Source organism: Ensifer soli (assembly GCF_041928815.1).
GTDB lineage: Bacteria > Pseudomonadota > Alphaproteobacteria > Rhizobiales > Rhizobiaceae > JBHFEI01.
Map to the genome: position 1 here is coordinate 37,238 of NZ_JBHFEI010000017.1, position 22,352 is coordinate 59,589.

Annotated in this window: 26 protein-coding genes; 21 read left to right on the top strand and 5 right to left on the bottom strand. The window is 66.8% G+C overall.

Annotation, left to right across the window (positions count from 1 at the left end):
• Positions 1-52 precede the first annotated feature (52 nt).
• The 6 genes from gap to ACEVQ6_RS20245 all read left to right on the top strand — a co-directional run bounded on the left by gap (position 53) and on the right by ACEVQ6_RS20245 (position 5,604).
• The gene (gene gap / locus ACEVQ6_RS20220) at positions 53-1,063 is read left to right on the top strand and encodes a type I glyceraldehyde-3-phosphate dehydrogenase (protein ID WP_374890853.1); all 1,011 of its coding nucleotides are present in this window, start codon (positions 53-55) and stop codon (positions 1,061-1,063) included.
• Positions 1,064-1,070: 7 nt separating this feature from the next.
• Positions 1,071-1,646, top strand: coding sequence for a putative glycolipid-binding domain-containing protein (locus tag ACEVQ6_RS20225; protein ID WP_374890854.1), 576 nt, complete (start codon positions 1,071-1,073; stop codon positions 1,644-1,646).
• 14 nt (positions 1,647-1,660) lie between these two features.
• Positions 1,661-2,860: a phosphoglycerate kinase gene (locus tag ACEVQ6_RS20230; protein ID WP_374890855.1), complete on the top strand. Its 1,200-nt coding sequence runs from the start codon at positions 1,661-1,663 to the stop codon at positions 2,858-2,860.
• Between the two features lie 510 nt (positions 2,861-3,370).
• The gene (locus ACEVQ6_RS20235; protein WP_374890856.1) at positions 3,371-4,210 is read left to right on the top strand and encodes an MBL fold metallo-hydrolase; all 840 of its coding nucleotides are present in this window, start codon (positions 3,371-3,373) and stop codon (positions 4,208-4,210) included.
• A 70-nt stretch (positions 4,211-4,280) separates the two neighbouring features.
• The gene (locus ACEVQ6_RS20240) at positions 4,281-4,769 is read left to right on the top strand and encodes a DUF6636 domain-containing protein (protein WP_374890857.1); all 489 of its coding nucleotides are present in this window, start codon (positions 4,281-4,283) and stop codon (positions 4,767-4,769) included.
• An 88-nt stretch (positions 4,770-4,857) separates the two neighbouring features.
• The gene (locus ACEVQ6_RS20245; RefSeq protein WP_374890858.1) at positions 4,858-5,604 is read left to right on the top strand and encodes a YebC/PmpR family DNA-binding transcriptional regulator; all 747 of its coding nucleotides are present in this window, start codon (positions 4,858-4,860) and stop codon (positions 5,602-5,604) included.
• 21 nt (positions 5,605-5,625) lie between these two features.
• Here the strand turns inward: ACEVQ6_RS20245 and ACEVQ6_RS20250 are convergent, their stop codons facing one another.
• Positions 5,626-6,648, bottom strand: coding sequence for an LLM class flavin-dependent oxidoreductase (locus ACEVQ6_RS20250; protein WP_374890859.1), 1,023 nt, complete (start codon positions 6,646-6,648; stop codon positions 5,626-5,628).
• Between the two features lie 161 nt (positions 6,649-6,809).
• Here ACEVQ6_RS20250 and ruvC point away from each other — a divergent pair, with 161 nt between their 5' ends.
• The 7 genes from ruvC (at position 6,810) to ACEVQ6_RS20285 (ending at position 10,538) form a co-directional block, all read left to right on the top strand.
• Entirely contained in the window at positions 6,810-7,316 is a 507-nt protein-coding gene (gene ruvC, locus ACEVQ6_RS20255) for a crossover junction endodeoxyribonuclease RuvC (RefSeq protein ID WP_374890860.1), read from the top strand.
• Positions 7,317-7,343: 27 nt separating this feature from the next.
• Complete coding sequence (ruvA, locus tag ACEVQ6_RS20260) at positions 7,344-7,961, top strand: Holliday junction branch migration protein RuvA (protein WP_374890861.1); 618 nt, start codon at positions 7,344-7,346, stop codon at positions 7,959-7,961.
• A 55-nt stretch (positions 7,962-8,016) separates the two neighbouring features.
• A complete protein-coding gene (locus ACEVQ6_RS20265; RefSeq protein WP_374890862.1) occupies positions 8,017-8,313 on the top strand; it encodes an AbrB/MazE/SpoVT family DNA-binding domain-containing protein in 297 nt (98 codons plus the stop codon).
• Positions 8,294-8,698, top strand: a complete 405-nt coding sequence (locus ACEVQ6_RS20270; RefSeq protein ID WP_374890863.1) for a PIN domain-containing protein — start codon at positions 8,294-8,296, stop codon at positions 8,696-8,698. The genes ACEVQ6_RS20265 and ACEVQ6_RS20270 overlap by 20 nt, the downstream gene beginning before the upstream one ends.
• Positions 8,695-9,738 (top strand): Holliday junction branch migration DNA helicase RuvB, encoded by a 1,044-nt coding sequence (gene ruvB, locus ACEVQ6_RS20275; protein WP_374890864.1) that lies wholly within the window; start codon positions 8,695-8,697, stop codon positions 9,736-9,738. The genes ACEVQ6_RS20270 and ruvB overlap by 4 nt, the downstream gene beginning before the upstream one ends.
• Positions 9,738-10,250 (top strand): NUDIX hydrolase, encoded by a 513-nt coding sequence (locus ACEVQ6_RS20280; protein ID WP_374890865.1) that lies wholly within the window; start codon positions 9,738-9,740, stop codon positions 10,248-10,250. The genes ruvB and ACEVQ6_RS20280 overlap by 1 nt, the downstream gene beginning before the upstream one ends.
• A gap of 69 nt (positions 10,251-10,319) precedes the next feature.
• The gene (locus ACEVQ6_RS20285) at positions 10,320-10,538 is read left to right on the top strand and encodes a hypervirulence associated TUDOR domain-containing protein (protein WP_374890866.1); all 219 of its coding nucleotides are present in this window, start codon (positions 10,320-10,322) and stop codon (positions 10,536-10,538) included.
• A 427-nt stretch (positions 10,539-10,965) separates the two neighbouring features.
• On the opposite strand, the gene ACEVQ6_RS20290 is transcribed toward ACEVQ6_RS20285, so the two are convergent.
• From ACEVQ6_RS20290 to ACEVQ6_RS20300, 3 genes are read right to left on the bottom strand one after another with little or no spacing between them, the layout of a single operon-like run.
• Entirely contained in the window at positions 10,966-11,883 is a 918-nt protein-coding gene (locus tag ACEVQ6_RS20290; protein WP_374890867.1) for an NAD-dependent epimerase/dehydratase family protein, read from the bottom strand.
• Positions 11,880-12,722: a glycosyltransferase gene (locus ACEVQ6_RS20295; protein WP_374890868.1), complete on the bottom strand. Its 843-nt coding sequence runs from the start codon at positions 12,720-12,722 to the stop codon at positions 11,880-11,882. The genes ACEVQ6_RS20290 and ACEVQ6_RS20295 overlap by 4 nt, the downstream gene beginning before the upstream one ends.
• Positions 12,719-13,939 carry an NAD-dependent epimerase/dehydratase family protein gene (locus ACEVQ6_RS20300; protein WP_374890869.1) on the bottom strand — a complete coding sequence of 407 codons (1,221 nt, stop codon included), beginning with the start codon at positions 13,937-13,939 and terminating at the stop codon, positions 12,719-12,721. The genes ACEVQ6_RS20295 and ACEVQ6_RS20300 overlap by 4 nt, the downstream gene beginning before the upstream one ends.
• A 128-nt stretch (positions 13,940-14,067) precedes the next feature.
• On the opposite strand from ACEVQ6_RS20300, the gene ybgC reads away from it, so the two are divergent.
• Positions 14,068-14,520, top strand: coding sequence for a tol-pal system-associated acyl-CoA thioesterase (gene ybgC / locus ACEVQ6_RS20305; protein WP_374890870.1), 453 nt, complete (start codon positions 14,068-14,070; stop codon positions 14,518-14,520).
• A gap of 2 nt (positions 14,521-14,522) precedes the next feature.
• Here the strand turns inward: ybgC and ACEVQ6_RS20310 are convergent, their stop codons facing one another.
• On the bottom strand, positions 14,523-14,747 hold the full coding sequence (locus tag ACEVQ6_RS20310; protein WP_374890871.1) for a hypothetical protein: 225 nt from the start codon (positions 14,745-14,747) through the stop codon (positions 14,523-14,525).
• Between the two features lie 355 nt (positions 14,748-15,102).
• On the opposite strand from ACEVQ6_RS20310, the gene tolQ reads away from it, so the two are divergent.
• The 7 genes from tolQ to tilS all read left to right on the top strand — a co-directional run bounded on the left by tolQ (position 15,103) and on the right by tilS (position 22,276).
• Positions 15,103-15,822, top strand: coding sequence for a protein TolQ (gene tolQ, locus ACEVQ6_RS20315; RefSeq protein ID WP_374890872.1), 720 nt, complete (start codon positions 15,103-15,105; stop codon positions 15,820-15,822).
• Between the two features lie 32 nt (positions 15,823-15,854).
• Positions 15,855-16,313: a protein TolR gene (gene tolR / locus ACEVQ6_RS20320; RefSeq protein WP_374890873.1), complete on the top strand. Its 459-nt coding sequence runs from the start codon at positions 15,855-15,857 to the stop codon at positions 16,311-16,313.
• An 11-nt stretch (positions 16,314-16,324) separates the two neighbouring features.
• Complete coding sequence (locus ACEVQ6_RS20325; protein WP_374890874.1) at positions 16,325-17,548, top strand: hypothetical protein; 1,224 nt, start codon at positions 16,325-16,327, stop codon at positions 17,546-17,548.
• Between the two features lie 29 nt (positions 17,549-17,577).
• Positions 17,578-18,882 carry a Tol-Pal system beta propeller repeat protein TolB gene (gene tolB / locus ACEVQ6_RS20330; RefSeq protein WP_374890875.1) on the top strand — a complete coding sequence of 435 codons (1,305 nt, stop codon included), beginning with the start codon at positions 17,578-17,580 and terminating at the stop codon, positions 18,880-18,882.
• Between the two features lie 190 nt (positions 18,883-19,072).
• Complete coding sequence (pal, locus tag ACEVQ6_RS20335) at positions 19,073-19,606, top strand: peptidoglycan-associated lipoprotein Pal (RefSeq protein WP_374890876.1); 534 nt, start codon at positions 19,073-19,075, stop codon at positions 19,604-19,606.
• 233 nt (positions 19,607-19,839) lie between these two features.
• A complete protein-coding gene (ybgF, locus tag ACEVQ6_RS20340; protein WP_374890877.1) occupies positions 19,840-20,814 on the top strand; it encodes a tol-pal system protein YbgF in 975 nt (324 codons plus the stop codon).
• A gap of 79 nt (positions 20,815-20,893) precedes the next feature.
• Positions 20,894-22,276: a tRNA lysidine(34) synthetase TilS gene (gene tilS / locus ACEVQ6_RS20345; RefSeq protein WP_374890878.1), complete on the top strand. Its 1,383-nt coding sequence runs from the start codon at positions 20,894-20,896 to the stop codon at positions 22,274-22,276.
• Positions 22,277-22,352 lie beyond the last annotated feature (76 nt).

A 22,352-nucleotide genomic window follows, 5' to 3' on the forward strand; every position in this document is an offset into this window, starting at 1 on the left:
ACCGCCGGCCCCGCCGCTTCGTCCCCTTTCAAGATACAGGGAGAGACCTGACATGACTGTGAAAGTTGCCATCAATGGCTTCGGCCGCATCGGCCGCAACGTGCTGCGCGCCATCGTCGAATCCGGCCGCACCGACGTCGAGGTGGTCGCCATCAACGATCTCGGGCCCGTCGAGACCAATGCCCACCTGCTGCGCTACGACTCGATCCACGGCCGCTTCCCGGCCAAGGTGACCGTCGAGGGCGACACGATCGTCGTCAACGGCGGCAAGCCGATCAAGGTGACGGCGATCAAGGACCCGGCGACCCTGCCGCATGCCGAACTCGGCGTCGACATCGCTTATGAATGCACCGGCATCTTCACCTCGCGCGACAAGGCCGCAGCCCACCTGACGGCCGGCGCCAAGCGCGTCATCGTTTCGGCCCCGGCCGACGGCGCCGACCTGACCGTCGTCTACGGCGTCAATCACGACAAGCTGACGAAGGACCACCTGGTCATCTCCAACGCCTCGTGCACGACCAACTGCCTGGTTCCGGTCGTCAAGACCCTCGACGACGCCGTCGGCATCGACCACGGCTTCATGACGACGATCCATTCCTACACCAACGACCAGCCGTCGCTCGACCAGATGCACAAGGACCTCTACCGCGCCCGCGCGGCAGCCCTGTCGATGATCCCGACCTCGACTGGCGCCGCCAAGGCCGTCGGCCTCGTGCTGCCGCACCTCAAGGGCAAGCTGGACGGCACCTCGATCCGCGTGCCGACCCCGAACGTCTCGGTCGTCGACTTCAAGTTCGTCGCCAAGCGCGCCACCACGGCCGCCGAGATCAACGACGCGATCAAGGCTGCGTCCGACGGCGCGCTGAAGGGCATCCTCGGCTACACCGAAGAGCCGCTGGTGTCGAAGGACTTCAACCACGACACCCATTCCTCGATCTTCGCGATCGACCAGACCAAGGTGCTCGAAGGGACCTTCGTGCGGATCCTCACCTGGTACGACAATGAGTGGGGCTTCTCCAACCGCATGAACGACACGGCCGTGGCGTTCGCCAAGCTGATCTGACCGGGCGATGTTCCGGCCGCTTCGCCCGACCGAGGCGCGCTGGCGCGCGCATGACGGGCAGGGGCTCGAGCATCTGACGATCAGGCCGTTCGAATTCGGCTTCGGCGCGGGTCTGCGCGCCGAAGCCGTCGTGATCGGTGCGGGAGAGGGCCGCGGCTTTTCCTGCCGCTACCGCATCGACTGCGACGAGCGCTGGCAGGTGCGCGCGGTCACGGTCGAGCGCACCGACGGCCTCGTGCTCGATCTCTTCACCGATGGCGAAGGCCGCTGGTGGACGACGCGGGGCGAGGACCTGCCCGCCTTCGACGGCTGCCTCGACATCGATCTCTCGGCCACGCCCTTTACCAACACCCTGCCGATCCGCCGCCTCAACCTCGCAGCCGCTTCGGGCCGGGCGGACCTCGCCATGCTCTATATCCCGCTCGACACGCTCCAGCCCCATTGCCATGGCCAGCGCTACACCGCGCTTCAGGACGGCCGGCTCTATCGCTTCGAGGTCGCGGACGGCAGCTTTTCCGCCGACCTGCCGGTCGATGCCGACGGGCTGGTGACCGATTATCCCACGCTCTTTTCGAGACTCTGACCGGAGACCCAACGATGACGTTCAAGACCCTCGACGACCTCACCGACATCGCCGGCAAGCGCGTGCTGGTGCGCGTCGACCTCAACGTGCCGGTGAAGGACGGCAAGGTGACGGACACGACCCGCATCGAACGCGTCGCGCCGACCATCCGCGAACTGTCGGAAAAGGGCGCCAAGGTGATCCTGCTCGCCCATTTCGGCCGGCCGAAGGGGGAGAAGGTCGCCGACATGTCGCTCGGCCTGATCGCGCCCGCCGTCGAGGACATCCTCGGCAGCCGCGTGCATGTCGCGGCCGACTGCATCGGCGAGGCCGCGGCCGCCGCCATCGCCGCGCTCGGGAATGGTGACATCCTGCTCCTCGAGAACACCCGCTTCCACAAGGGGGAGGAGAAGAACACGCCCGAATTCACCGCGGCACTCGCGGAGAACGGCGACATCTACGTCAACGACGCCTTTTCCGCCGCGCACCGGGCGCATGCCTCGACGGAAGGCCTCGCCCACCATCTGCCCGCCTATGCGGGGCGCACGATGCAGGCGGAACTCGAGGCGCTCGAAAAGGGCCTTGGCAATCCGAAGCGCCCGGTCGTCGCCATCGTCGGCGGCGCCAAGGTCTCGACCAAGATCGACCTTCTGCAGAACCTCGTGAAGAAGGTCGACGCCCTGGTCATCGGCGGCGGCATGGCCAACACCTTCCTCGCCGCCAACGGCGTCGATGTCGGCAAGTCGCTCTGCGAGCATGATCTGGCCGAGACCGCCCGCGCCATCCAGGCGGCGGCGAAGGAGGCCGGTTGCGCCATCGTCCTGCCGGTCGACGGCGTCGTCGCGCGTGAATTCAAGGCGAATGCGGAAAATACGGTCGTCGACATCGCCGCCATTCCCTCCGACGCCATCGTGCTCGATGTCGGGCCGGCCTCGATCGCCGCGGTCAACGACTGGGTGGCGAAGGCGGAGACGCTGGTCTGGAACGGTCCGCTCGGTGCGTTCGAGATCGCGCCCTTCGACACGGCGACGGTGGCGGTGGCGAAATTCGCCGCCGATGAAACGCGCGCCGGAAAGCTGGTTTCCGTCGCCGGCGGCGGCGATACGGTCTCGGCGCTGAACCATGCCGGCGTCGCCGACGACTTCACCTATATCTCGACGGCCGGCGGCGCCTTCCTCGAATGGATGGAAGGCAAGCCGCTGCCGGGCGTCGATATCCTGCATCAGGCAAAATAAATTTCTGCTTCTGAAAGTTTCTTCATCAGGCCTCGGGCAATCGCCCGAGGCCTGGTCTTTTGCTCAAACTTTGTAAATTTCTCAAAGTATTGCGGGATTTAAAACGTTTCAGAAGCAGTCTTTGCTCTTTTCATCGCGAAGATCTTTTGCTATCCCATCGTCCACATTCCGAGACATGAAGAACGCACCGCACGGCCAGAAGAAAAGGCTGAGCGCATTGGGTGGGTGGGAGCCTTTCCGATGACGTTTCTTTCATGTTTCCCACAACGTCGGCATGGGAGGTCTACGGACGCCGGTCGTTGCTGGTCTTGGAGAGGAAAGCCGGCTGTGGAGGCAGCCGGCTTTCTTCGTTTTCGCATCCCCGGAACCTCGTTGTCAAAGCGTGCCCTGCGCTCGCCGCCGCCGTGCCGATGACGCGAATGTGAGCGTTTTCAGGGCCGCGGCGGCTGGACCTTGACGCCGCCTTGTCCGATCCTTTCGCCATCGTGGAGATGATCCTTGGAGCGCGGCATGATGCGGCAATGGGGCCTGGCTTTCTCCTTCCTGATATCCGCCTTTTCCGGTCTGGCGTCAGTGCCTCCCGATGCCGCCGCGCAGGACCGGCCGGCGGTCAGCCAGTGCCAGGCCATCGCGAGGACCCTGCCGGACGTCGTATACGCGTCGTTTTCCGCAAGCGACGTCCTGCCCGCCCAGGCAAGGGCGGAGGCGGTGCGCATCACCTATCTCGGCCATTCCACCTTCAACATCGAGACCGCCGGCGGCGTCTCGATCGTCACGGATTACAATGGCTGGTACAGGCCGGCCGCGACCCCGACCGTCGCGACCATGAACAAGGCGCATTCGACCCATTACACGCTGAACCCCGAGCCGGGCATCGCCCATGTGCTGCACGGCTGGGGCGACGGCGGCGGGCCGGCGCGGCACGGCCTCGTCGTCGGCGACGCCTATGTCCGCAACGTCACGACCGACATCCGCTCTGGCGGCGGCGTGATGGAACCGGACGGCAACTCGATCTTCATCTTCGAGATCGCCGGCCTCTGCATCGGCCATCTCGGCCACCTGCATCACGAACTCGACGAAGGTCATTACGCCGAGATCGGCCGGCTGGACGTGCTGATGGTGCCGGTCGACGGCGGCCTGACGATGGGCGCGGAAAGCATGAGCCGGGTGGTGACGCGGCTGCGCTCCTCCCTCATCCTGCCGATGCATCGCCGCGGCCCGCCGATCACCGCCTTCCTGTCGATGTTCGACGACAGCTTCGACAGGAGCTATGCCACGGGACCGAGCGTCACCGTGTCGCTGCGATCCTTGCCAAGAAAGCCGCTGATCCATATCCTCCAGGGCGTCTGAACCACCATCCCCTCGCGCGATGCTGCCGGCCGCAGCCGGTGGACGCGCTCCAGCGCTCGGGAAACCCCGCATGCGGTCCTGCCTCGCCCTGTGCTTCGCCCTCCTGTTCCTTGCCGGTGCCGCGCTTGCCGAAGGCCCGGCGCCGCCGCCGCGCGAGCCGACCGCCGATGGCGGCACCCGCCGCGTCGAGCCTTTGCCGGCGCCCGTGATCGCGGTCGAGCCGCAGCAGCAGTTCGTCCTGCCGTCGGGCAATATCGGCTGCGTCTATACGCCCGCCGGCGGCACGGATGTCTATCGCCCCGCCGATGGCGGGCCCGAGCTTGCCTGCGACCGGATCGAGCCGGTCTATGTCCGGGCGATCCTGTCCAGCACCGGGCGCGGCCGGATGGACGAGGCACCCGGCGACCAGGGCTGCTGCGCCGCCGGACCGGTCCTCGGTTATGGCGAGGTCTGGCGTGCCGGCCCCTTCTCCTGCCTGTCGGAACGCACGGGGCTCACCTGCTCGCGCGCCGATGGCCACGGCTTCTTCCTCAGCCGGCGCCGTATCGGCGCAAGTTGAAAAGCCGCCGCCCATCTGGACGAAAAGCGCCGATGAACCTATAACGCGCCCACTTCCAGAACAGACGGTCATCAAGGGGCAGGGCGCCATGGCAGGGCATTCACAGTTCAAGAACATCATGCACCGGAAGGGCAAGCAGGACGGCATCCGCTCCAAGATGTTTTCCAAGCTCGCCCGCGAAATCACCGTCGCCGCCAAGGCCGGCCTGCCCGACCCGAACATGAATGCGCGCCTGCGCCTCGCGGTGCAGAACGCCAAGGCCCAGTCCATGCCGAAGGACAATATCGAGCGGGCGATCAAGAAGGGATCGGGTGCCGACGGCGAGAACTATGACGAGATCCGCTACGAAGGCTACGGTCCCGGCGGCGTCGCCGTCATCGTCGAGGCGCTGACCGACAACCGCAACCGGACTGCCTCCAGCGTGCGTTCGATCTTCACCAAGGCCGGCGGCGCGCTCGGCGAGACCGGTTCCGTCTCCTTCTCCTTCGACCGCGTCGGCGAGATCACCTTCAAGCCGGGGGTCGGCGATGCCGATGCGGTGATGGAGGCCGCGATCGAGGCCGGCGCGGAGGACGTGCTGTCCAGCGAGGAGGGGCACACCGTCTATTGCGGCTTCGAGGATCTGGGCGACGTCTCGAAGGCGCTCGAAGCCTCGCTCGGCGAGCCGGAAACGGTGAAGGCGATCTGGCGGCCGCAGAACAACGTCCCGGTCGACGAGGAGAAGGCACAGTCGCTGATGAAGCTCATCGACTCGCTCGAGGACGATGACGACGTGCAGAACGTCTACGCCAATTTCGAGGTCTCCGACGAGGTCATGGCCCGCCTCTCGGCCTGACCGTGGTTTTGCCTCCGCCGCTCAGGCGGCGGAGGAGGCAGCCTGCCCGCCGCCCGCAAGGGCGCGCCGCGCCTCGGCGAAGAGGCGGACCGAGCGCAGCCTTGCGCCCATGTCGAAGATCGGCATCGACACGATCAGCTCGTCCGCCGCCGTCAATGCCAGGAAGGCCTCGAGCTTCCGCCGGATCGTCTCCGGCCCGCCGACCACGGCATAGGTCATCGCATGATCGACGAAGATCCGCTCGTCCGCCGACCACAATCCGTCCATCGAGGCGACGGGGGGCGGAAACTGCCCGCGCGCGTTGCGGCGCAGCGCCGCGAAGGACTGCTGCATCGAGGTAAAGAGATAGGCGGCCTCGTCGTCCGTGTCGGCCGCGACGCCCATGATGCCGACCATCGCATGCGGCTTGTCGAGATGTGCGGACGGCTGGAACCGCTCGCGGTAGATCTCCAGCGCCGAGAGCAGCATGTCCGGCGCGAAATGGGAGGCGAAGGCGAAAGGAAGGCCGAGCATGCCGGCGAGATGGGCGCTGTAATGGCTCGAGCCGAGCAACCAGATAGGCACGTTGCTGTCCTGGCCCGGAATGGCGATCAGGCCGTGGTCGCCTTGCGCCGGGCCGAGCAGCGTCTGCAGCTCGATCACGTCGTTCGGGAAATTGTTGGCGCTCGCCTCCATGTTGCGCCGCAGCGCCTGGGCCGTGCGCATGTCGGTGCCGGGCGCGCGGCCGAGCCCGAGATCGATGCGGTCGGGATAGAGCGCCGCCAGCGTGCCGAACTGTTCGGCGATGACGAGCGGCGAATGGTTCGGCAGCATGATTCCGCCCGAACCGACCCGGATCGTCCTGGTGCCGGCAGCGACATGGGCGATGACGACGGCGGTGGCGGCACTGGCGATGCCCTTCATCCCGTGATGCTCGGCGAGCCAGAAGCGCCTGTAGCCCTCCCGTTCGGCCTCCTGCGCCAGCCGTCGCGAATGGGCGAAGGCGTCCGCCGGCGTCGACCCTTGCGTGATCGGCGAGAGGTCGAGGATCGAGAACGGGATCATGGCATTCACCTTTTCGTCGCAACCGGAGCCCCGCATGTAGGAACATCCAGACCGGATTCCAAGAAATCCGCAAGGGAAATGCAAGCAGGCTCCGTTGCGGATGTTTTTGTTTTGTTCACATTCCGGTGGCAGGTTGCGGCAAAGGACACTAGGATCCGCGCATGCAAGGCACGATTCGCATTATCGGCATCGACCCCGGGCTCCGCCGCACCGGCTGGGGCGTCATCGACACGCTCGGCAATTCGCTGCGCTTCGTCGCCTCCGGCACCGTGATGTCGGACGGCGAGATGGATCTCGCCTCGCGCCTATGCCAGCTTCATGATGGACTGGCGGATATCATTCATGAGCTGAAGCCGGACGAGGCGGCGGTCGAGCAGACGTTCGTGAACAAGGATGCGGTGGCGACGCTGAAGCTCGGGCAGGCGCGCGGCATTGCCATGCTGGTGCCGGCCCGCGCCGGTCTGCAGGTTTCCGAATATGCGCCGAACGCGGTGAAGAAGGCGGTCATCGGCGTCGGTCACGGCGAGAAACAGCAGATCCACATGATGCTGAAGATCCTGATGCCGAAATCGGAATTCAAGGGCAACGACGCGGCGGATGCGCTGGCGATCGCCATCTGCCATGCGCATCATCGCGGTGCCCGCCGGCTGCGCCAAGCCGTGGGCTGACATGTCTTCTCATCGGGGGTTTCGACGATGATCGGTAAGTTGAAGGGCGTGATCGACGAGATCGGCGAGGACCATGCCGTGATCGACGTGCAAGGGGTCGGCTACGTCGCCTACTGCTCGTCGCGCACGCTGTCGCGGCTCGGATCGCCGGGCGAGGCGGCGCTGCTCTTCATCGAGACCTATGTGCGCGAGGACCAGCTTCGCCTGTTCGGCTTCCTGTCGGCGCTGGAACGGGAATGGTTCCGCCTGTTGCAGAGCGTGCAAGGCGTCGGCTCCAAGGTGGCGCTCGCCATCCTCTCCACTTTGTCGCCGGGCGAGATCGCCAATGCGATCGCGCTGCAGGACAAGACGGCGATTTCCCGCGCGCCCGGCGTCGGCCCGAAGGTGGCGATCCGCATCCTCACCGAATTGAAGAACAAGGTCCCCGCCTTTGCCGGCGAGGCGTCGGCGACCATCGGCTTCAAGCAGGAGCTCGGCGCCGGCGCGGTTCCCGCGCCCGTCTCGGACGCCGTCTCGGCCCTCACCAATCTCGGCTATTCCCGCGATCAGGCCGCCAACGCCGTCGCCGCCGCGTTGAAGAGCGGCGGGGAAGGGGCCGACAGCGCCAGGCTGATCCGGCTGGGGCTGAAGGAGCTGTCACGATGAAGCATTGCCTCTCGCGATACGCCTTACTAATGTCCGGAAGTAAGGAGTGCATTCCATGAATGTCGGCAGACAGCAGGCGACAATCACATCAAAAGGGCAGATGACGGTGCCGAAGGTCGTTCGTGACCAGCTCGGTATCAAGGCGGGCGACAGGTGCTATGTCTGGGTGCGCGAGGGCCAGATGATCGTGGTCCCCCGGAACAAGCGCCTCGCGGATATGGCCGGCATTCTCGGTCCGCCGCCGCAGGGCGCGGGCGCGACGGTTGATGCGTTGACGAAGGCTGCGCGTGACGGCGCTTCCGAACATGTCATGCGGTCCATGGAACACGAGCGTGACGCGGATAGGGATTGATACGAACATTCTCGTCCGGCTGTTTGTCGGGGATGACGAGGGCCAGCATGCCATCGTCCGGCAATTTCTCGGAACGCTCGCCGACGACGACGTGATCGTCATCAATGTCGTCCTTCTGGTCGAGATGGTCTGGACGCTTCGCAGCCGCTACGGCTATCGCAACGTCGAGATGATGCATCTTCTCCAAGGGCTTCTGGAGCGGCGTGATGTGGAAATCGACGATTTTGAGAGTGTCGGCAATGCGATCGAATGCGTGCGAACCTCGGGCGCTGATATGGCGGATGCGTTGATCGCGGAACTGAATCGGGTTTCGGGGTGCGCGAGGACCTTGACCCTCGACGAGAAGGCGGCGCGCTCCGTCCCCGGAATGGAACTCCTGACATGAACACACCCACCCGCCTCGTCTCCGCCGAAAAGCGCGGCGAGGATGTCGATGCCGCGCTGCGGCCGCAGTCGCTCGACGAGTTCACGGGCCAGGCGGAGGCGCGCGCCAACCTGAAAGTCTTCATCGAGGCGGCGAAGAACCGCGGCGAGGCGCTCGACCATGTGCTCTTCGTCGGTCCGCCCGGCCTCGGCAAGACGACGCTGGCCCAGATCATGGCCAAGGAACTCGGCGTCAATTTCCGCTCGACCTCCGGCCCGGTCATCGCCAAGGCCGGCGACCTTGCCGCGCTGCTCACCAATCTCGAAGAGCGCGACGTGCTCTTTATTGACGAGATCCACCGGCTCAATCCGGCGGTGGAGGAAATCCTCTATCCGGCGATGGAGGATTTCCAGCTCGATCTCATCATCGGCGAGGGGCCAGCGGCACGCTCGGTCAAGATCGACCTGTCGCGCTTCACCCTGATCGCCGCCACCACCCGGCTCGGCCTGCTGACGACGCCGCTGCGCGACCGGTTCGGCATTCCCGTGCGGCTGAATTTCTACACGGTGGAGGAACTGGAACTGATCGTCCGGCGCGGCGCGCGGCTGATGGGCCTCGGCATGACCGACGAGGGCGCCGTCGAGATCGCAAGGCGTTCGCGCGGCACGCCGCGCATCGCCGGCCGGCTGCTGCGCCGGGTCCGCGATTTCGCCGAGGTGGCGCGGGCGGAAGCGGTGACGCGGGCGATCGCCGACGAGGCACTGAACCGGCTGCTCGTCGACAGCAAGGGTCTCGACCAGCTCGACAACCGGTATCTGACCATGATCGCGCTCAATTTCGGCGGCGGCCCGGTCGGCATTGAGACGATCGCGGCCGGCCTCTCCGAGCCGCGCGACGCGATCGAGGACATCATCGAACCCTATATGATCCAGCAGGGCTTCATTCAGCGCACGCCGCGCGGCCGGGTGCTGACGGCGAACGCGTGGAAGCATCTCGGCCTCGCCGCGCCGCGGGATGTCGAGGCGACGCAGTTCCGCCTCGGCCTCGAAGAGGACGAGTGATGGCAAGGCGGCGGATGATCCGGATCGACGCCAGGCCGGCGCGGTTCAATTTCCGCATCGCCGGCCTCGGCTTCCGCGACGGCCACGTCCTGGTGCACCGGGCGACGCATGAGCCGTTCTGGACATTTCCGGGCGGCCGGGCGGAGATCGGCGAGACCTCCGCCGAAACGCTGCGCCGGGAGATGCGCGAGGAGATCGGTTGCGAGGTCACCGTCGGCCCGCTGCTCTGGAGCGTCGAGAACTTCTTCCGCTACGAGGGGCGAGACTATCACGAGATCGGCTTCTACTACCGGATGGAGATCCCGGAGCAGTTCCCCTTCCACGAGACGGAGGTGGTTCACCGGATCGAAGACGGCCGCAACGCCCTCGAATTCAAATGGGCGCGGGCGACGGTCGCGTCGCTGCGGGCGCTCGACATCCCGCCCTATTTCATCGCCGAGCAGATCGAATCCCTTCCCGAGACGCCACGCCACGTCGTCTGGCACGACGGCGACCTCGACCTCAAATTCTGACGCCGATCCTCGCCCGCCGGAACCTTCGGCGCGACGGGGTGTTTCCGCCGCACGGAAAGGGAGAGTGCCATGCAGAAGATCAAGACCGGCGATGCCGTCACCTGGCGCTGGGGCAAATCCAGCGCGGAGGGCACCGTGGCCGAGACGTTCACCGACGACGTGACACGCACCATCAAGGGCAAGCGGATCAAGCGCAAGGCCGACACGGAGGAGCCGGCTTTCCTGATCCGGCAGGAGGATGGCGACCGGGTGCTGAAAAGCCGCTCGGAGGTGAAGAAAAGCCGGTGAGCATGCCGACGGGCGGGTGTCCGCCGCACGCCGACGCCGCCAGGCGATCGAAAACGGGCTCGCCCTGAGCGTAGCCGTCCCTCGCGGCGGAGCTGAGGTCGAGACGGCGCGCCGGCGACATCAACAACCGGTGGTGATTGTCCGACAACACCATCGGGCGCAGGACCGGTCGTGGCATTTCCAGCCCACTCCGGACAGGATTTGAGGTCCGGACACTGCGTGGAAATAGAGAGAAGGAGCCTTTCCCGTAGAGCAGTGTTCGCCGGAGAGTCCTTTTTTGCCCGGCATCCAACGGACAGGCGGGCGAAGATCCTCCGACAACGACGATCCTGTCGCCGGTCATATCGACTGGCTTCTCCGCGCCGGCCATGCCGACACACTGTTGTCGGAAAGATGGAAGGCGCTGATCGTCAGGGATGGGTGATAGTCACGCCGGTGCAGGCGCCGCACGGAGCGCCCGCACCAGATCCCGCAGGGTGGCATCGAACAGCGACCGGCCGCCGGGCTGCCAGCCGAGCGCCCTGAGCTTGGCGGTGTCCACGGGCCGTGCGCCGGCGCGCCTGGCCGCCTCCGGCAAGGGATGGGGACAGCCGGTTTCCTCTTTCACAGGCGCGAGGATCTCCCGTGTGTCGGCGACGACGTCGGCGACATTGAAGCTTTCGCCGCTGACGCGCATCGGATCGGCGGCGAGCATCAGCCGCACGGCGGCGGCGACGTCGCGCCCGTGCACCTCGGTGCCGATGCGGACGGGTACATCCCGTCCGGCGCGATAGGTGTCGAACAGTTCCTGCCATTTGTGCGGCTGCCCGGGGCGCGCCGCCCCGTAGACGCCGGTCACGCGCAGGCTCGCCGTGACGAAGCCATGGCCGCACAGCGCCTGCAGGAGGCGCTCACCCTGCAGCTTCACCCTGCCGTAATCCGTGTCGGGGCGACAGGGCATCGTCTCGGCCAGCGCATCGTCTCCGGACTGTGGGCCATAGACGGCGCGGCTCGACAGGAAGACACAGCGCCGGACGCCCGCATCCTTCGCCGCCTCGAACAGCCGCGCCGTGCCGTCGAGGTTGCGCGCGTGAAAGCCGGCGGGATCGTCGCCTTCGCCGCCACGGTAGCGCCCCGGCAGATGGTCAAGGGCCGCGTGGACGAGATAGTAGGCGCTGGAAAAAAGATCGATCGGGTCGCTGTCCGCGTCGAGCGTCATCGGCAGGAAGGCGACCGGCTTCGAGAACAGGCCGCTGGCGGGCGGCGTCCGGCAGGCGACGGTCACGGCATAGCCGTTCGCCAGCAGATCCTCGACGATGAAGCGGCCGACGAAGCCGGTGCCGCCGGTAACGAGAACGCGGGTCATCCCTTCTCCGGGTTGGGGGGCGACGCGGGATCGGCGATCGGCCTCCCGTGAAGCACATCATGCCACAGATCGATCAGGGGTTTTAGCGCCTTCGCCCGGGGATGGTCCTTCTCCCAGGGTTTTTCGTACTGGTAGTGAAGGATATGGATCGCCTGCCAGTCCCAGAGGTCCGGCAGGTTGAACCAGACATATTGCAGCATGTTCATCGTCACCGGCAGGCCATGCCAGTCCGGGAAGAAGGCCTGCAGGAAGGCCTGGTCCGTGCGCGGCCAGAAGGCGCCCGGCGCATCGAGCCGGTCGAGCATCGCCTCGAAGGTCGAAAGCGACGGCGCCGCGACGAAGACGCCGGAGTTCAGCCGGTGAAAATCCGCAAGGCTTTGATACACATTCGGCGCGGCGGAAAATTCCGGATAATCGAAGAAGCGGTCGACGGGCTTCAGCACCAGCGCGTCGGCGTCGATGAAGATGCAGCGCTCGTAGTCGGTGAGCTGCCACAGGCGCAGCTTGCAGAAATTGTCGAGAGGCGTGTGGAAGTCCGGCTTGCGGCCCTTGGAGAAGGGCGCGACGGCATGGACGGTGCGGCGCGCGTGGCGGGCGTTGAAGGCGTCGGAAAGCGGCAGGTGCGCCGTCTCGATCAGCCGGCAGCCGAGATCGCCGAGCGGCTCAAGCGCGAAGCGCCCGACGCCGCCCGTGTGCAGCACGACGATGTCGGCGCTGCTGCCGGTCGCGCGGATCGAGCGGCAAAGCGCCGTGGCGCCGAGCGCATAGTCGGCATTGGTGACGAGGGTGACGAAGGCATGTCGGCCGGCCGGCCCCGGCGAGGGAGCGGAACCGGTCACGAGACGGACCGCAGCCTCAGGCCTTCGGGATCGTGGTCGAGCAGCGGAGCGATGTCGCGCGTCCAGGCGGAGACGGCCGGAACGCGTGTGCGGTCGACGCGGTAGGCGAATTTTTTCGCCACATCGACGATTTCCGACAGGAGACCGTCGCGCAGCAGCGTCGGGTCGAGGCCGAGGCCGAGGAATTTCCCGTTCTTCACGACGAGGTCGTTCTCGGCCATCTCCTTGCGCGGATTGGGCAGGTGGGCGATGCGGGCACCGGTGATCGACGCGACGATCCCGGCAAGGTCGCGCACCCGGTGCGTCTCGGTCATCTGGTTGAAGATCGCGACCCGTCCGCCGCGATCCGGCGGGTTTTCGAGCGCGATCTCGATGCAGCGGACGCTGTCGCGGATATGGATGAAGGCGCGCGTCTGCCCGCCGGTGCCGTGCACCGTCAGCGGGTAGCCGATCGCGGCCTGGATCAGGAAGCGGTTGAGCACCGTGCCGTAGTCGCCGTCATAGTCGAAGCGGTTGACGAGCTGCGGGTGGCGCCGCGTTTCCGGCGTATGCGTGCCCCAGACGATGCCCTGGTGCAGGTCGGTGATGCGCACACCGTCGTTCCTAGCATAGAACTGGAAGAGAAGCTGATCGAGGCACTTGGTCATGTGGTAGATCGAGCCGGGATTGGAGGGGTAGAGGATCTCCTGCGTCGCCGCGCCCCCGTCGGCCGTCTCGATCGTCACCGGCAGATAGCCCTCGGGGATCGCGGCGCCGACCGTCGAATAGCCGTAGACGCCCATCGTGCCGAGATGGACGAGATGGGCGTCGAGGCCGATCTCGACGAGCGCGTTCAGGAGGTTGTGCGTCGCGTTGACATTGTTGTCGACGGTGTAGTTCTTGTGGCGGTCGCTCTTCATCGAATAGGGGGCGGCCCGCTGCTCGGCGAAGTGGACGATCGCGTCCGGCCGCTCTCCGGCGAGCCAGGATTTCAGCCGCTCGTAGTCGCGGGCAAGGTCGATCAGGTGGAAATGGATGCGCCGGCCGGTCTCGGCATGCCAGACGCGGGTGCGCTCCTGGATCGAATCCATCGGCGTCAGCGACTGGACGCCGAGCTCCGTGTCGATCCAGCGGCGCGACAGGTTGTCGAGGATGTGGATCTCGTGGCCTGCCGCAGACAGGTGCAGCGCGGTCGGCCAGCCGCAGAACCCGTCGCCGCCCAGTATCGCGATCTTCATGCGCGTCGTCTCCGTCAAATATGCGAACGGAGCCGTGCTTACGCCGCTTGTGTGACAGGCCTGCAATGCTTGCAAAAGCGCCGTCTCTCCGGCACATGCGCGGCAAAGACGACGGAGGTGCCGAAGCGATGTCCGATTCCCTTGCCCATCTCGCCGGTGCGCTGACGCCGGACGGTCACCGGCTCGACCAGCGGGTCTATTACGAGGACACGGATTTCTCCGGCATGGTCTACCATGCCCGCTACCTGCATTTCATGGAGCGCGCCCGCACCGACTATCTGCGCCTGCTCGGCGTCGAGCAGCATTCGATGTTCATGGAGGCGGATGCGGAGGGGCTGCTCTTCGCCGTCCACCGGATGGAAATCGATTTCAGGGCGCCGGCCCGCATGGACGACATCGTCACGGTGCTGACCCGGACGGAAAAGGCCGGCGGCGCCAAGATGGTGCTGGCGCAGGAGATCCGCAGGGGAGAGACGGTGCTGATCGCCGCGAAGGTTGTCATCGCCGTGATCAACGCCAGGGGACGGCCGCGCCGGCTGCCGGAGATCCTGGCGCAGCGCTTCCTCGGGCGGGAAGCCTGACCTCACACGCAGATCTCGACCGCCGTGAGGCGCCGGGCCCCCTGCCGGTCGCGGGTGCTCACCTCTTCGACGATGCAGAAGGGCTCGTCGAAGAGCTCATGCGCCTCGTCCGCGGCCGATCCGTCGAGCGCGGCGGAGCGCGCGCCGCCGGCCCCGGGCGGGGGCATGGCGGCGGCTGCGGCATTCGCTGTTGCCGCAAGGATCAGGAAAAAAAGCGTTCTGCGCATGGTCGCGGCCTCCCTTCGACGCGGATGGTGTGCCGCGCCCTGTCGCAATCCTGCGCCGGCCTCCCCACCTTCGCTGTTCCGGGCGGAACAGCGCCACGCCTTGCGTGGCCTTTTTGCCGCGGTCGCTAATATTCTGTTAACCACAATGATGTCTTAATCCGGTCGACGGGATTTTGTGCGGCGCACGTCATCCTTTAACCAAATTTTACGGCAAGAAGGCCTGGCATAGCATTGAATTTCCGGGGTTTCGCCCGGTCAGCATGACAGCCGGCACTCTTGCGCACTGGACGTCTTGGCACCCCGGTCACGAGCCTGCACGGCTCCTACCGGGCATTGGGATTCGGGGACTTCATCGATGGAACAGGATGCATTGGCCGCCGTGACGAGCGACGTGACGCTCTGGTCGCTCTTCATGGAGGCGGGCCTCGTCGTCAAGATCGTGATGATCGGCCTCATGGCCGCCTCGGTCTGGACCTGGGCGATCGTGGTCGACAAGACGCTGGCCTTCGGCCGTGCGCGCCGCCAGTTCGACGCCTTCGAGCAGGTGTTCTGGTCCGGCCAGTCGCTCGAGGAGCTCTACAGGACGCTGTCGGACCGCTCGCCGTCGGGCATGGGTGCCATTTTCGTCGCGGCGATGCGCGAGTGGAAGAAATCCTTCGAGCGCGGCGCCCGCTCGCCGATCGGCCTGCAGATGCGCATCGACCGGGCGATGGACGTGACCCTGTCGCGCGAGGCGGAATCGCTCGAGGCCCGGCTCGGTTCTCTGGCGACGATCGGTTCGGCCGGACCCTTCGTCGGCCTGTTCGGCACTGTCGTCGGCATCATGACCTCGTTCCAGGCGATCGCCGGCTCGAAATCGACCAACCTCGCCGTCGTCGCGCCGGGCATCGCCGAGGCGCTGCTCGCCACCGCGATCGGCCTGCTCGCGGCCATTCCCGCCGTCATCGCCTACAACAAGTTCTCCGCCGATGCCGGCAAGCTCTCCGCCCGGATGGAAGGCTTCGCCGACGAATTTTCCGCCATCCTGTCGCGCCAGATCGACGAGAAGCTGCAGTCGCGCCAGGCGGCGCAGTGAGCCGCGCGCGCACGTAACGACGGAGATCGACCATGGGCATGTCAGCAGGCGGAGCAAAGGGCGGCAGCGGCGGACGGCGCCGGCGCGGCGGCGGCAGGCGCGGCGGGGTGATGAGCGAGATCAACGTCACGCCCTTCGTCGACGTCATGCTGGTGCTCCTGATCATCTTCATGGTCGCGGCGCCGATGATGACGGTCGGCGTGCCGATCGACCTGCCGGAAACCCAGGCCAAGGCAATGAATTCCGAGACGCAGCCGATCACCGTCTCGGTCAATCCGAGCGGCGGCATCTACATCCAGGAGACGGAGATCGCGCTCGACGAGATCGTGCCGAAGCTGCAGGCGATCGCCACGACGGGCTATGAGGAGCGCATCTACGTGCGCGGCGACACCAATGCCGACTACGGCACGGTGATGAAGGTCATGGCCCGGATTTCCGCGGCCGGATACAAGAACATCGGCCTGGTGACGCTCCAGGAAACGGACAACTGACCGGATCGACGATGAAAGGCAGTCTCGCCACATCCGCTGTCCTGCACGCCGCCGCGATCGCCTTCGCGCTGGTGTCGATCGGCAGCCCGGAAAAGTTCGAGGTGGCGGATGTCGAGGCGCTGCCGGTCGACATCGTTCCGGTCGAATCGATCACCCAGACGCAGCAGGGCGTCAAGGACGCGCCGAAGGCGGAGCGATCGTCGCCGACACCGTCCGAGAAGCCGCAGACGCTGGAGAATGCGCAGAACGCCGGCGAGAACGAGATCGACCTGAAGACGCCGCCTAGGCCGCAAGCAAAGCCCGTGGAGCAGGAAACCGCGGCGGCGCCGGAAAAGACCGTGCAGCGGCCGCCGACGCCGGACCCGGTGCCGGAAGAGGTCAAGGAAGTGACGCCGGAGCCCGCGGCCGAGCCCGCGACCGAGGTCGCCGCCCTGCCGGAGCCGAAGGTCGACGTGACGCCGATCGCCCGCCCCGAGGTCAAGCCGGAACCCGTGGTCGAGGCGAAGCCCGAAGCAAAACCCGAGGTGAAGCCCGAGCCCGTTCCCGAGGCGCAGCCGGAAGCAAAGCCGGAGCCGGCGCCCGAGCCGGTCGAACAGGCGAAGCCGGAGCCGCAGCCCGAAACGGCACCGGCCAAGCCCACGACCGAGGCGCAGCCGGAAACGCCGTCCGAGAGTGCGGCGCTGCCGAACACCGGGCCGGTGCCGGTCGCCAAGCCGAAGGCCGCCGCCCAGTCGCAGACGGCGAAGACGCCGGACCGGCGCAACGCCGAATCGCAGACGGCGCGCAAGTCCGCCTCCTCGTCGAAGGAGAGCGACTTCAACGCCGACGAGATCGCCACGCTGCTCAACAAGCAGGATGCCTCCGGCGGCGGCGCCAAGCGCTCGACGGAGACGGCCTCGCTCGGCACGAAGAAATCGACGGGCGGCAACCGGCTCAGCCAGAGCGAGATGGATGCGTTGCGCGGCCAGATCCAGCAGAACTGGTCGATCATCCCCGGCATGGCGGACGCGCAGGACGTGCGCATCACCGTGACGATCCAGCTCGATCCGTCCGGCGAGATCGTCGGCACGCCGAAGGTCGAGGCGACCGGCGGCTCGGAAAGCGCGCGCCGGGCGCTTGCCGGCGGCGCGCGCCGGGCGGTGCTGAAATCGGCGCCCTTCAAGGGACTGCCGGCCGACAAGTATGACTCCTGGAACGAAGTGGTCATCAATTTCGACCCGAGTTCCATGTACTGACCCAATGAAGGCTGAAAGGCTGATAGATCATGTTTAACCGCATTCTTCTCCGCGTCCTGATCGTGCTGGCCGGCATCCTGCCGCTCGCGGCCGGCCCGGCCTCGGCGCGCGTCGAGATCGACATCACCAAGGGCAACATCGAGCCGCTGCCGATCGCCGTGACCGATTTCCTCCAGGGCGATCTCGGCAGGAAGATTTCGGACGTGGTCGCCGCCGACCTGCGCCGGTCCGGCCTGTTCGCGCCGATCGACCGGGCGGCCTTCATCGAGAAGATCTCCAACCCGGACGCGGCGCCGCGCTTCCAGGACTGGCGGGTGATCAACGCCCAGGCGCTCGTCACCGGCCGGGTGACGCAGGAGGCCGACGGGCGGCTGCGCGCCGAATTCCGCCTGTGGGACACGGCCGGCCAGTCGCAGATGACCGGCCAGCAGTTCTTCACCCAGCCGGAAAACTGGCGCCGCGTCGCCCACATCATTGCCGACGCGATCTACAAGGAGATCACCGGCGAGGACGGCTATTTCGACACCCGCGTCGTCTATGTCGCCGAGAGCGGGCCGAAGACCGCGCGCAAGCGCCAGCTCGCCATCATGGACCAGGACGGCTTCAACGCCCGCGCCATCACCAATTCGAACAGCATCGTGCTGACGCCGCGTTTCTCGCCGAGCCGCCAGGAAATCACCTACATGTCCTTCGAGGGCGAGGAGCCGCGCGTCTACCTGCTCCAGCTCGAGACCGGGCAGCGCGAGGTCGTCGGCAACTTCCCCGGAATGACCTTTGCTCCCCGATTCTCGCCGGACGGCCAACGGGTGATCATGAGCCTGCAGCAGGACGGCAACGCCAACATCTACACGATGGACCTGCGTTCGCGCACGACGACGCGGCTGACCAACACGGCGGCGATCGACACCTCGCCCTCCTATTCGCCGGACGGCGCGCGCATCGTCTTCGAGAGCGACCGCGGCGGACGCCAGCAGCTCTACGTCATGGGCGCCGACGGCTCCGGCCAGAGCCGCATCTCGTTCGGCGACGGCGCCTATTCGACGCCGGTCTGGTCACCGCGCGGCGATCTGATCGCCTTTACCAAGCAGTCGGGCGGCAAGTTCTCGATCGGCGTGATGAAGCCGGACGGTTCGGGCGAGCGGATCCTGACCTCGGGCTTCCACAATGAGGGGCCGACCTGGGCGCCGAACGGCCGCGTGCTGATGTTCTTCCGGCAGAATGCCGGCGCGGGCGGCCCGCAGCTCTATTCGATCGACCTCACCGGCTACAACGAACAGTTGATCAAGACGCAGGGTTATGCGTCCGACCCGGCCTGGTCGCCGCTTCTCGAATAGGGGCTGCCGGCGCCCCTCGCATGCTTTGCGGCAAATGTGGCAGGCCGCCGCTTTCTTGCCGCAAAGTGCTGTTCTAGCGGGATTTAACGGGGCGTTCGGGTTTTTTTAACCATCGCTGTTGAATACCGGTTAACCGCTTGACGTTACTGTCTGGCAACCCTGATCGAAGAGTTTTCAAGGAGACCGGCCCATGAGCCGTTTCGTAAATCCGGCCGCCGGCCGCATGCAGAGCCTTGCACGCAATCCCGCCGTGATCGCCCTGTTCATGTCGCTGGCGCTGGCCGGCTGCGCGTCGAAGAAGAACCTGCCGAACAATGCCTCCGAACTCGGCCTCGGCGGGGCGGGCGCGGCGACGCCCGGCTCTCCGCAGGACTTCACCGTCAATGTCGGCGACCGCATCTTCTTCGACACCGACTCCTCCTCGATCCGCGCCGACGCCCAGGCGACGCTGACCCGCCAGGCCCAGTGGCTGCAGCGCTATCCGAACTATGCGATCCGCGTCGAAGGCCATGCCGACGAGCGCGGGACGCGCGAATACAACCTTGCGCTCGGCGCGCGCCGCGCGGCCGCGACAAAGGAATTCCTCGCCTCGCAAGGCGTGCCCGCCGGCCGGATGAAGACGATCTCCTACGGCAAGGAACGCCCCGTTGCCGTCTGCGACGACATCTCCTGCTGGTCGCAGAACCGCCGCGCCGTCACCGTCCTCGGTGGCGCCGGAATGTGAGACCCGGCCGAGGCCGGAGGTTTTTGGGGGCGGCCATCGGCCGCCCTCTTTGTTTTTCATCACACTTTGGCCGAACTCGGTTGCTTTTTAACGCCTCATGGAAAAATGTGGTGGGCGACGCCGTGCCGGTCGGGGACCGGCCATGGCGAGACCCGCGTGGGGGGGCGGAAGGGGTTTCATCCTTTCGTCCGGCCCGTCCGCATGATTTCCATTGATCGAACAGGACGCACGACATGAAACAGTTTGCCGTGGCAGGGATGATCGGGCTTTTCGCCCTCGCCGCGATCGGCCAGCCCGTATCGGCCATGCCGCTTTCCGGACTGGCGGAGGCGGGTGCCGCTCCTCTGCCCGTCGTCCGGGTGCAGGGAAGCGAGGCTGCCCGCGTGATGCAGCTCGAGGAGCAGATCCGCTCGCTGAACGGCCGGATCGAGGAGATGAGCTTCCAGCTTCTGCAGATGCAGGAACAGATCCGCAAGTTCCAGGAAGACAACGAGTTCCGCTTCCAGGACTTGGAAAACGGACAGTCCGGGCAGACGAAGAAGAGCGGTGCGGTGACCACCGCGCCCGCAACCGGGGACACGGCTTCCGCCGCCCCGGAAATCGCGGGCGACGACATGGCTGCGACGGCGGAGACGGCGCCGCTCTCCGGCCCGCCGGGCTCCGGCGAGGCGACGCTCGGCTCGATCATCTTCGACAATAACGGCAATCCGGTCGACGCTACTGAGACGCCGCCGGAACGGCAGGCAAGCCTCGGCAACACGCTGCCCGGCGTCGACACCGGCGCGAGCCCGACGCCGCGCAACGACCGGCAGACGGCCTCCCTCGACAATCCCGAGGATCTCTACCAGGTCGGCTATGCCCATGTGCTTGCGGGGGATTACAGCCAGGCGGAACAGGAGTTCCGCGACTATCTCGATGTCTATCCGAACGGCCCGAAGGCGGCGGATGCCAGTTTCTGGATGGGCGAGGCGCAGTTTTCCCAGGGCAAGTTCAACGATGCGGCGAAGACCTTCCTGAACGCGCACCAGGCGCACGCGTCCTCGCCGAAGGCGCCGGAGATGCTGCTGAAGCTCGGCATGTCGCTCGCAGCCCTCGACAACAGGGAAACGGCCTGCGCCACCCTGCGCGAGGTCTCCAAGCGCTATCCGCAGGCCTCCTCCGCCGTGCGCGCCAAGGCGACGAGCGAGCAGAAGCGCCTTTCATGCTGAGGCAGAGGCCATCCGACCGATCCCGCCTTGAGGCGCCGCCGGCCTGCGGGCCCCGGTCCCATCGGCGCGGACCGGTCCGGTGGCCTCTGCCGGCGTGACCCGGGCCGTCTTCCCGAACGCCGACGCCCCGGTCCGCCTTGCCGGTGACTGGTTCGGCCGGTTCGAGCGCAAAGGTCCGGTCGTCGTCGCCGTTTCGGGCGGCAGCGATTCGACGGCGGCCCTCGTGGCGCTCCACCGGGCTCTCCCCCCGGCCGGCGGGCGGCCTGGTTTCTCCCTTCTTGCCTGCACCGTCGACCATGGCCTGCGGGCGGAATCGGCGGAGGAGGCGGCTGCGGTCGGCCGCCTCTGCCGGACGCTCGGCATCGTCCATGTGATCCGCCGCTGGGACGGCGCAAAACCGGCGAGCGGTCTGCAGGCGGCGGCGCGCGAGGCCCGCTACCGGCTGCTCGCGGATGTGGCTAAGAGCGCCGGCGCCGTGGCGATCGTCACCGGGCATACGCGCGAGGACCAGGCCGAGACGATCGCCATGCGCGCGGCGCGGATGCCCGGACAGGCGGTCGGCCTCGCCGGCATGGCCGAGGCGGTGCTTCTCCACCGCCGCTTCTGGCTGCTGCGGCCGTTCCTCGCCTGTCGACGGGAGGAGCTGCGCTTCTTTCTTCGCCATGAGGGCATCGGCTGGTTCGATGATCCCGCGAACCGGAACATCGGTTATGAGCGGGTCCGCTGGCGCGCGCGCGCCGTCGACGAGGGGATTGTCGCAGGCACGGCGACGCAGCAGGCGCTGCGGCGCGGGATGGCGGCGGAGGCGGCGGAACGGATCGCCCGGCATGTCCGGGTCCACGAAAACCTGGTCGCGGAAGTCGCGCCGCCGCTCGTGGCGGAGATGGCGGCGGGGCCTGCCGCGCGGCGGGCGGTGTTCACGCTGTCGGCGGTGCTCGGCGGCCGCCGGCATCCGCCCTCGTCCGACACCATGACGCGCCTGCTCGCCGTTCTGTCGTCTGGCGAACCCGGGCGGGTCACCGCGGGACGGACGGTGTTCGACCGCCGCCGCGACGCGCTTTACCTCTATCGCGAGGCGCGCGACCTGCCCGGGCAACCGGACGGGGAGGGGCTCTGGGACGGGCGTTTCCGCCTTCCGGCGTCACCGGGCGGTGAAAGCCTGCGCCCGGCTTGCGATCCGGCGCCGTTCGCTGGACGGCTGGTCGCGTCCGGCGTGCCGCAGGGGGTCGCCCGCCGTGCGGCGGTCGCGGCGCCCGAGGTGGTCTGCGCGTCGGGAGAGGCGGTCTCGCTCCTGCGACAATTGGCGCCCGCTACCCCGTCCGCGGCGATGATCGAACCGGTGATCGCGCCCTATGACACCTTTCTGCCGTGTTTCGACCTGACGATGGCGGATGAAATCGCCCGGCTTTTCCGCCTGCCGCCCTATCCTCGGTCGCCCCTCGGCGGCGAGAATGTGCTATAGACGACGGGAGGGGCTGCTTCGCCTTGGCAATTGCCGGCGCCGGTCCTATGTTAGTGACATCATAATCCAGCCTCAG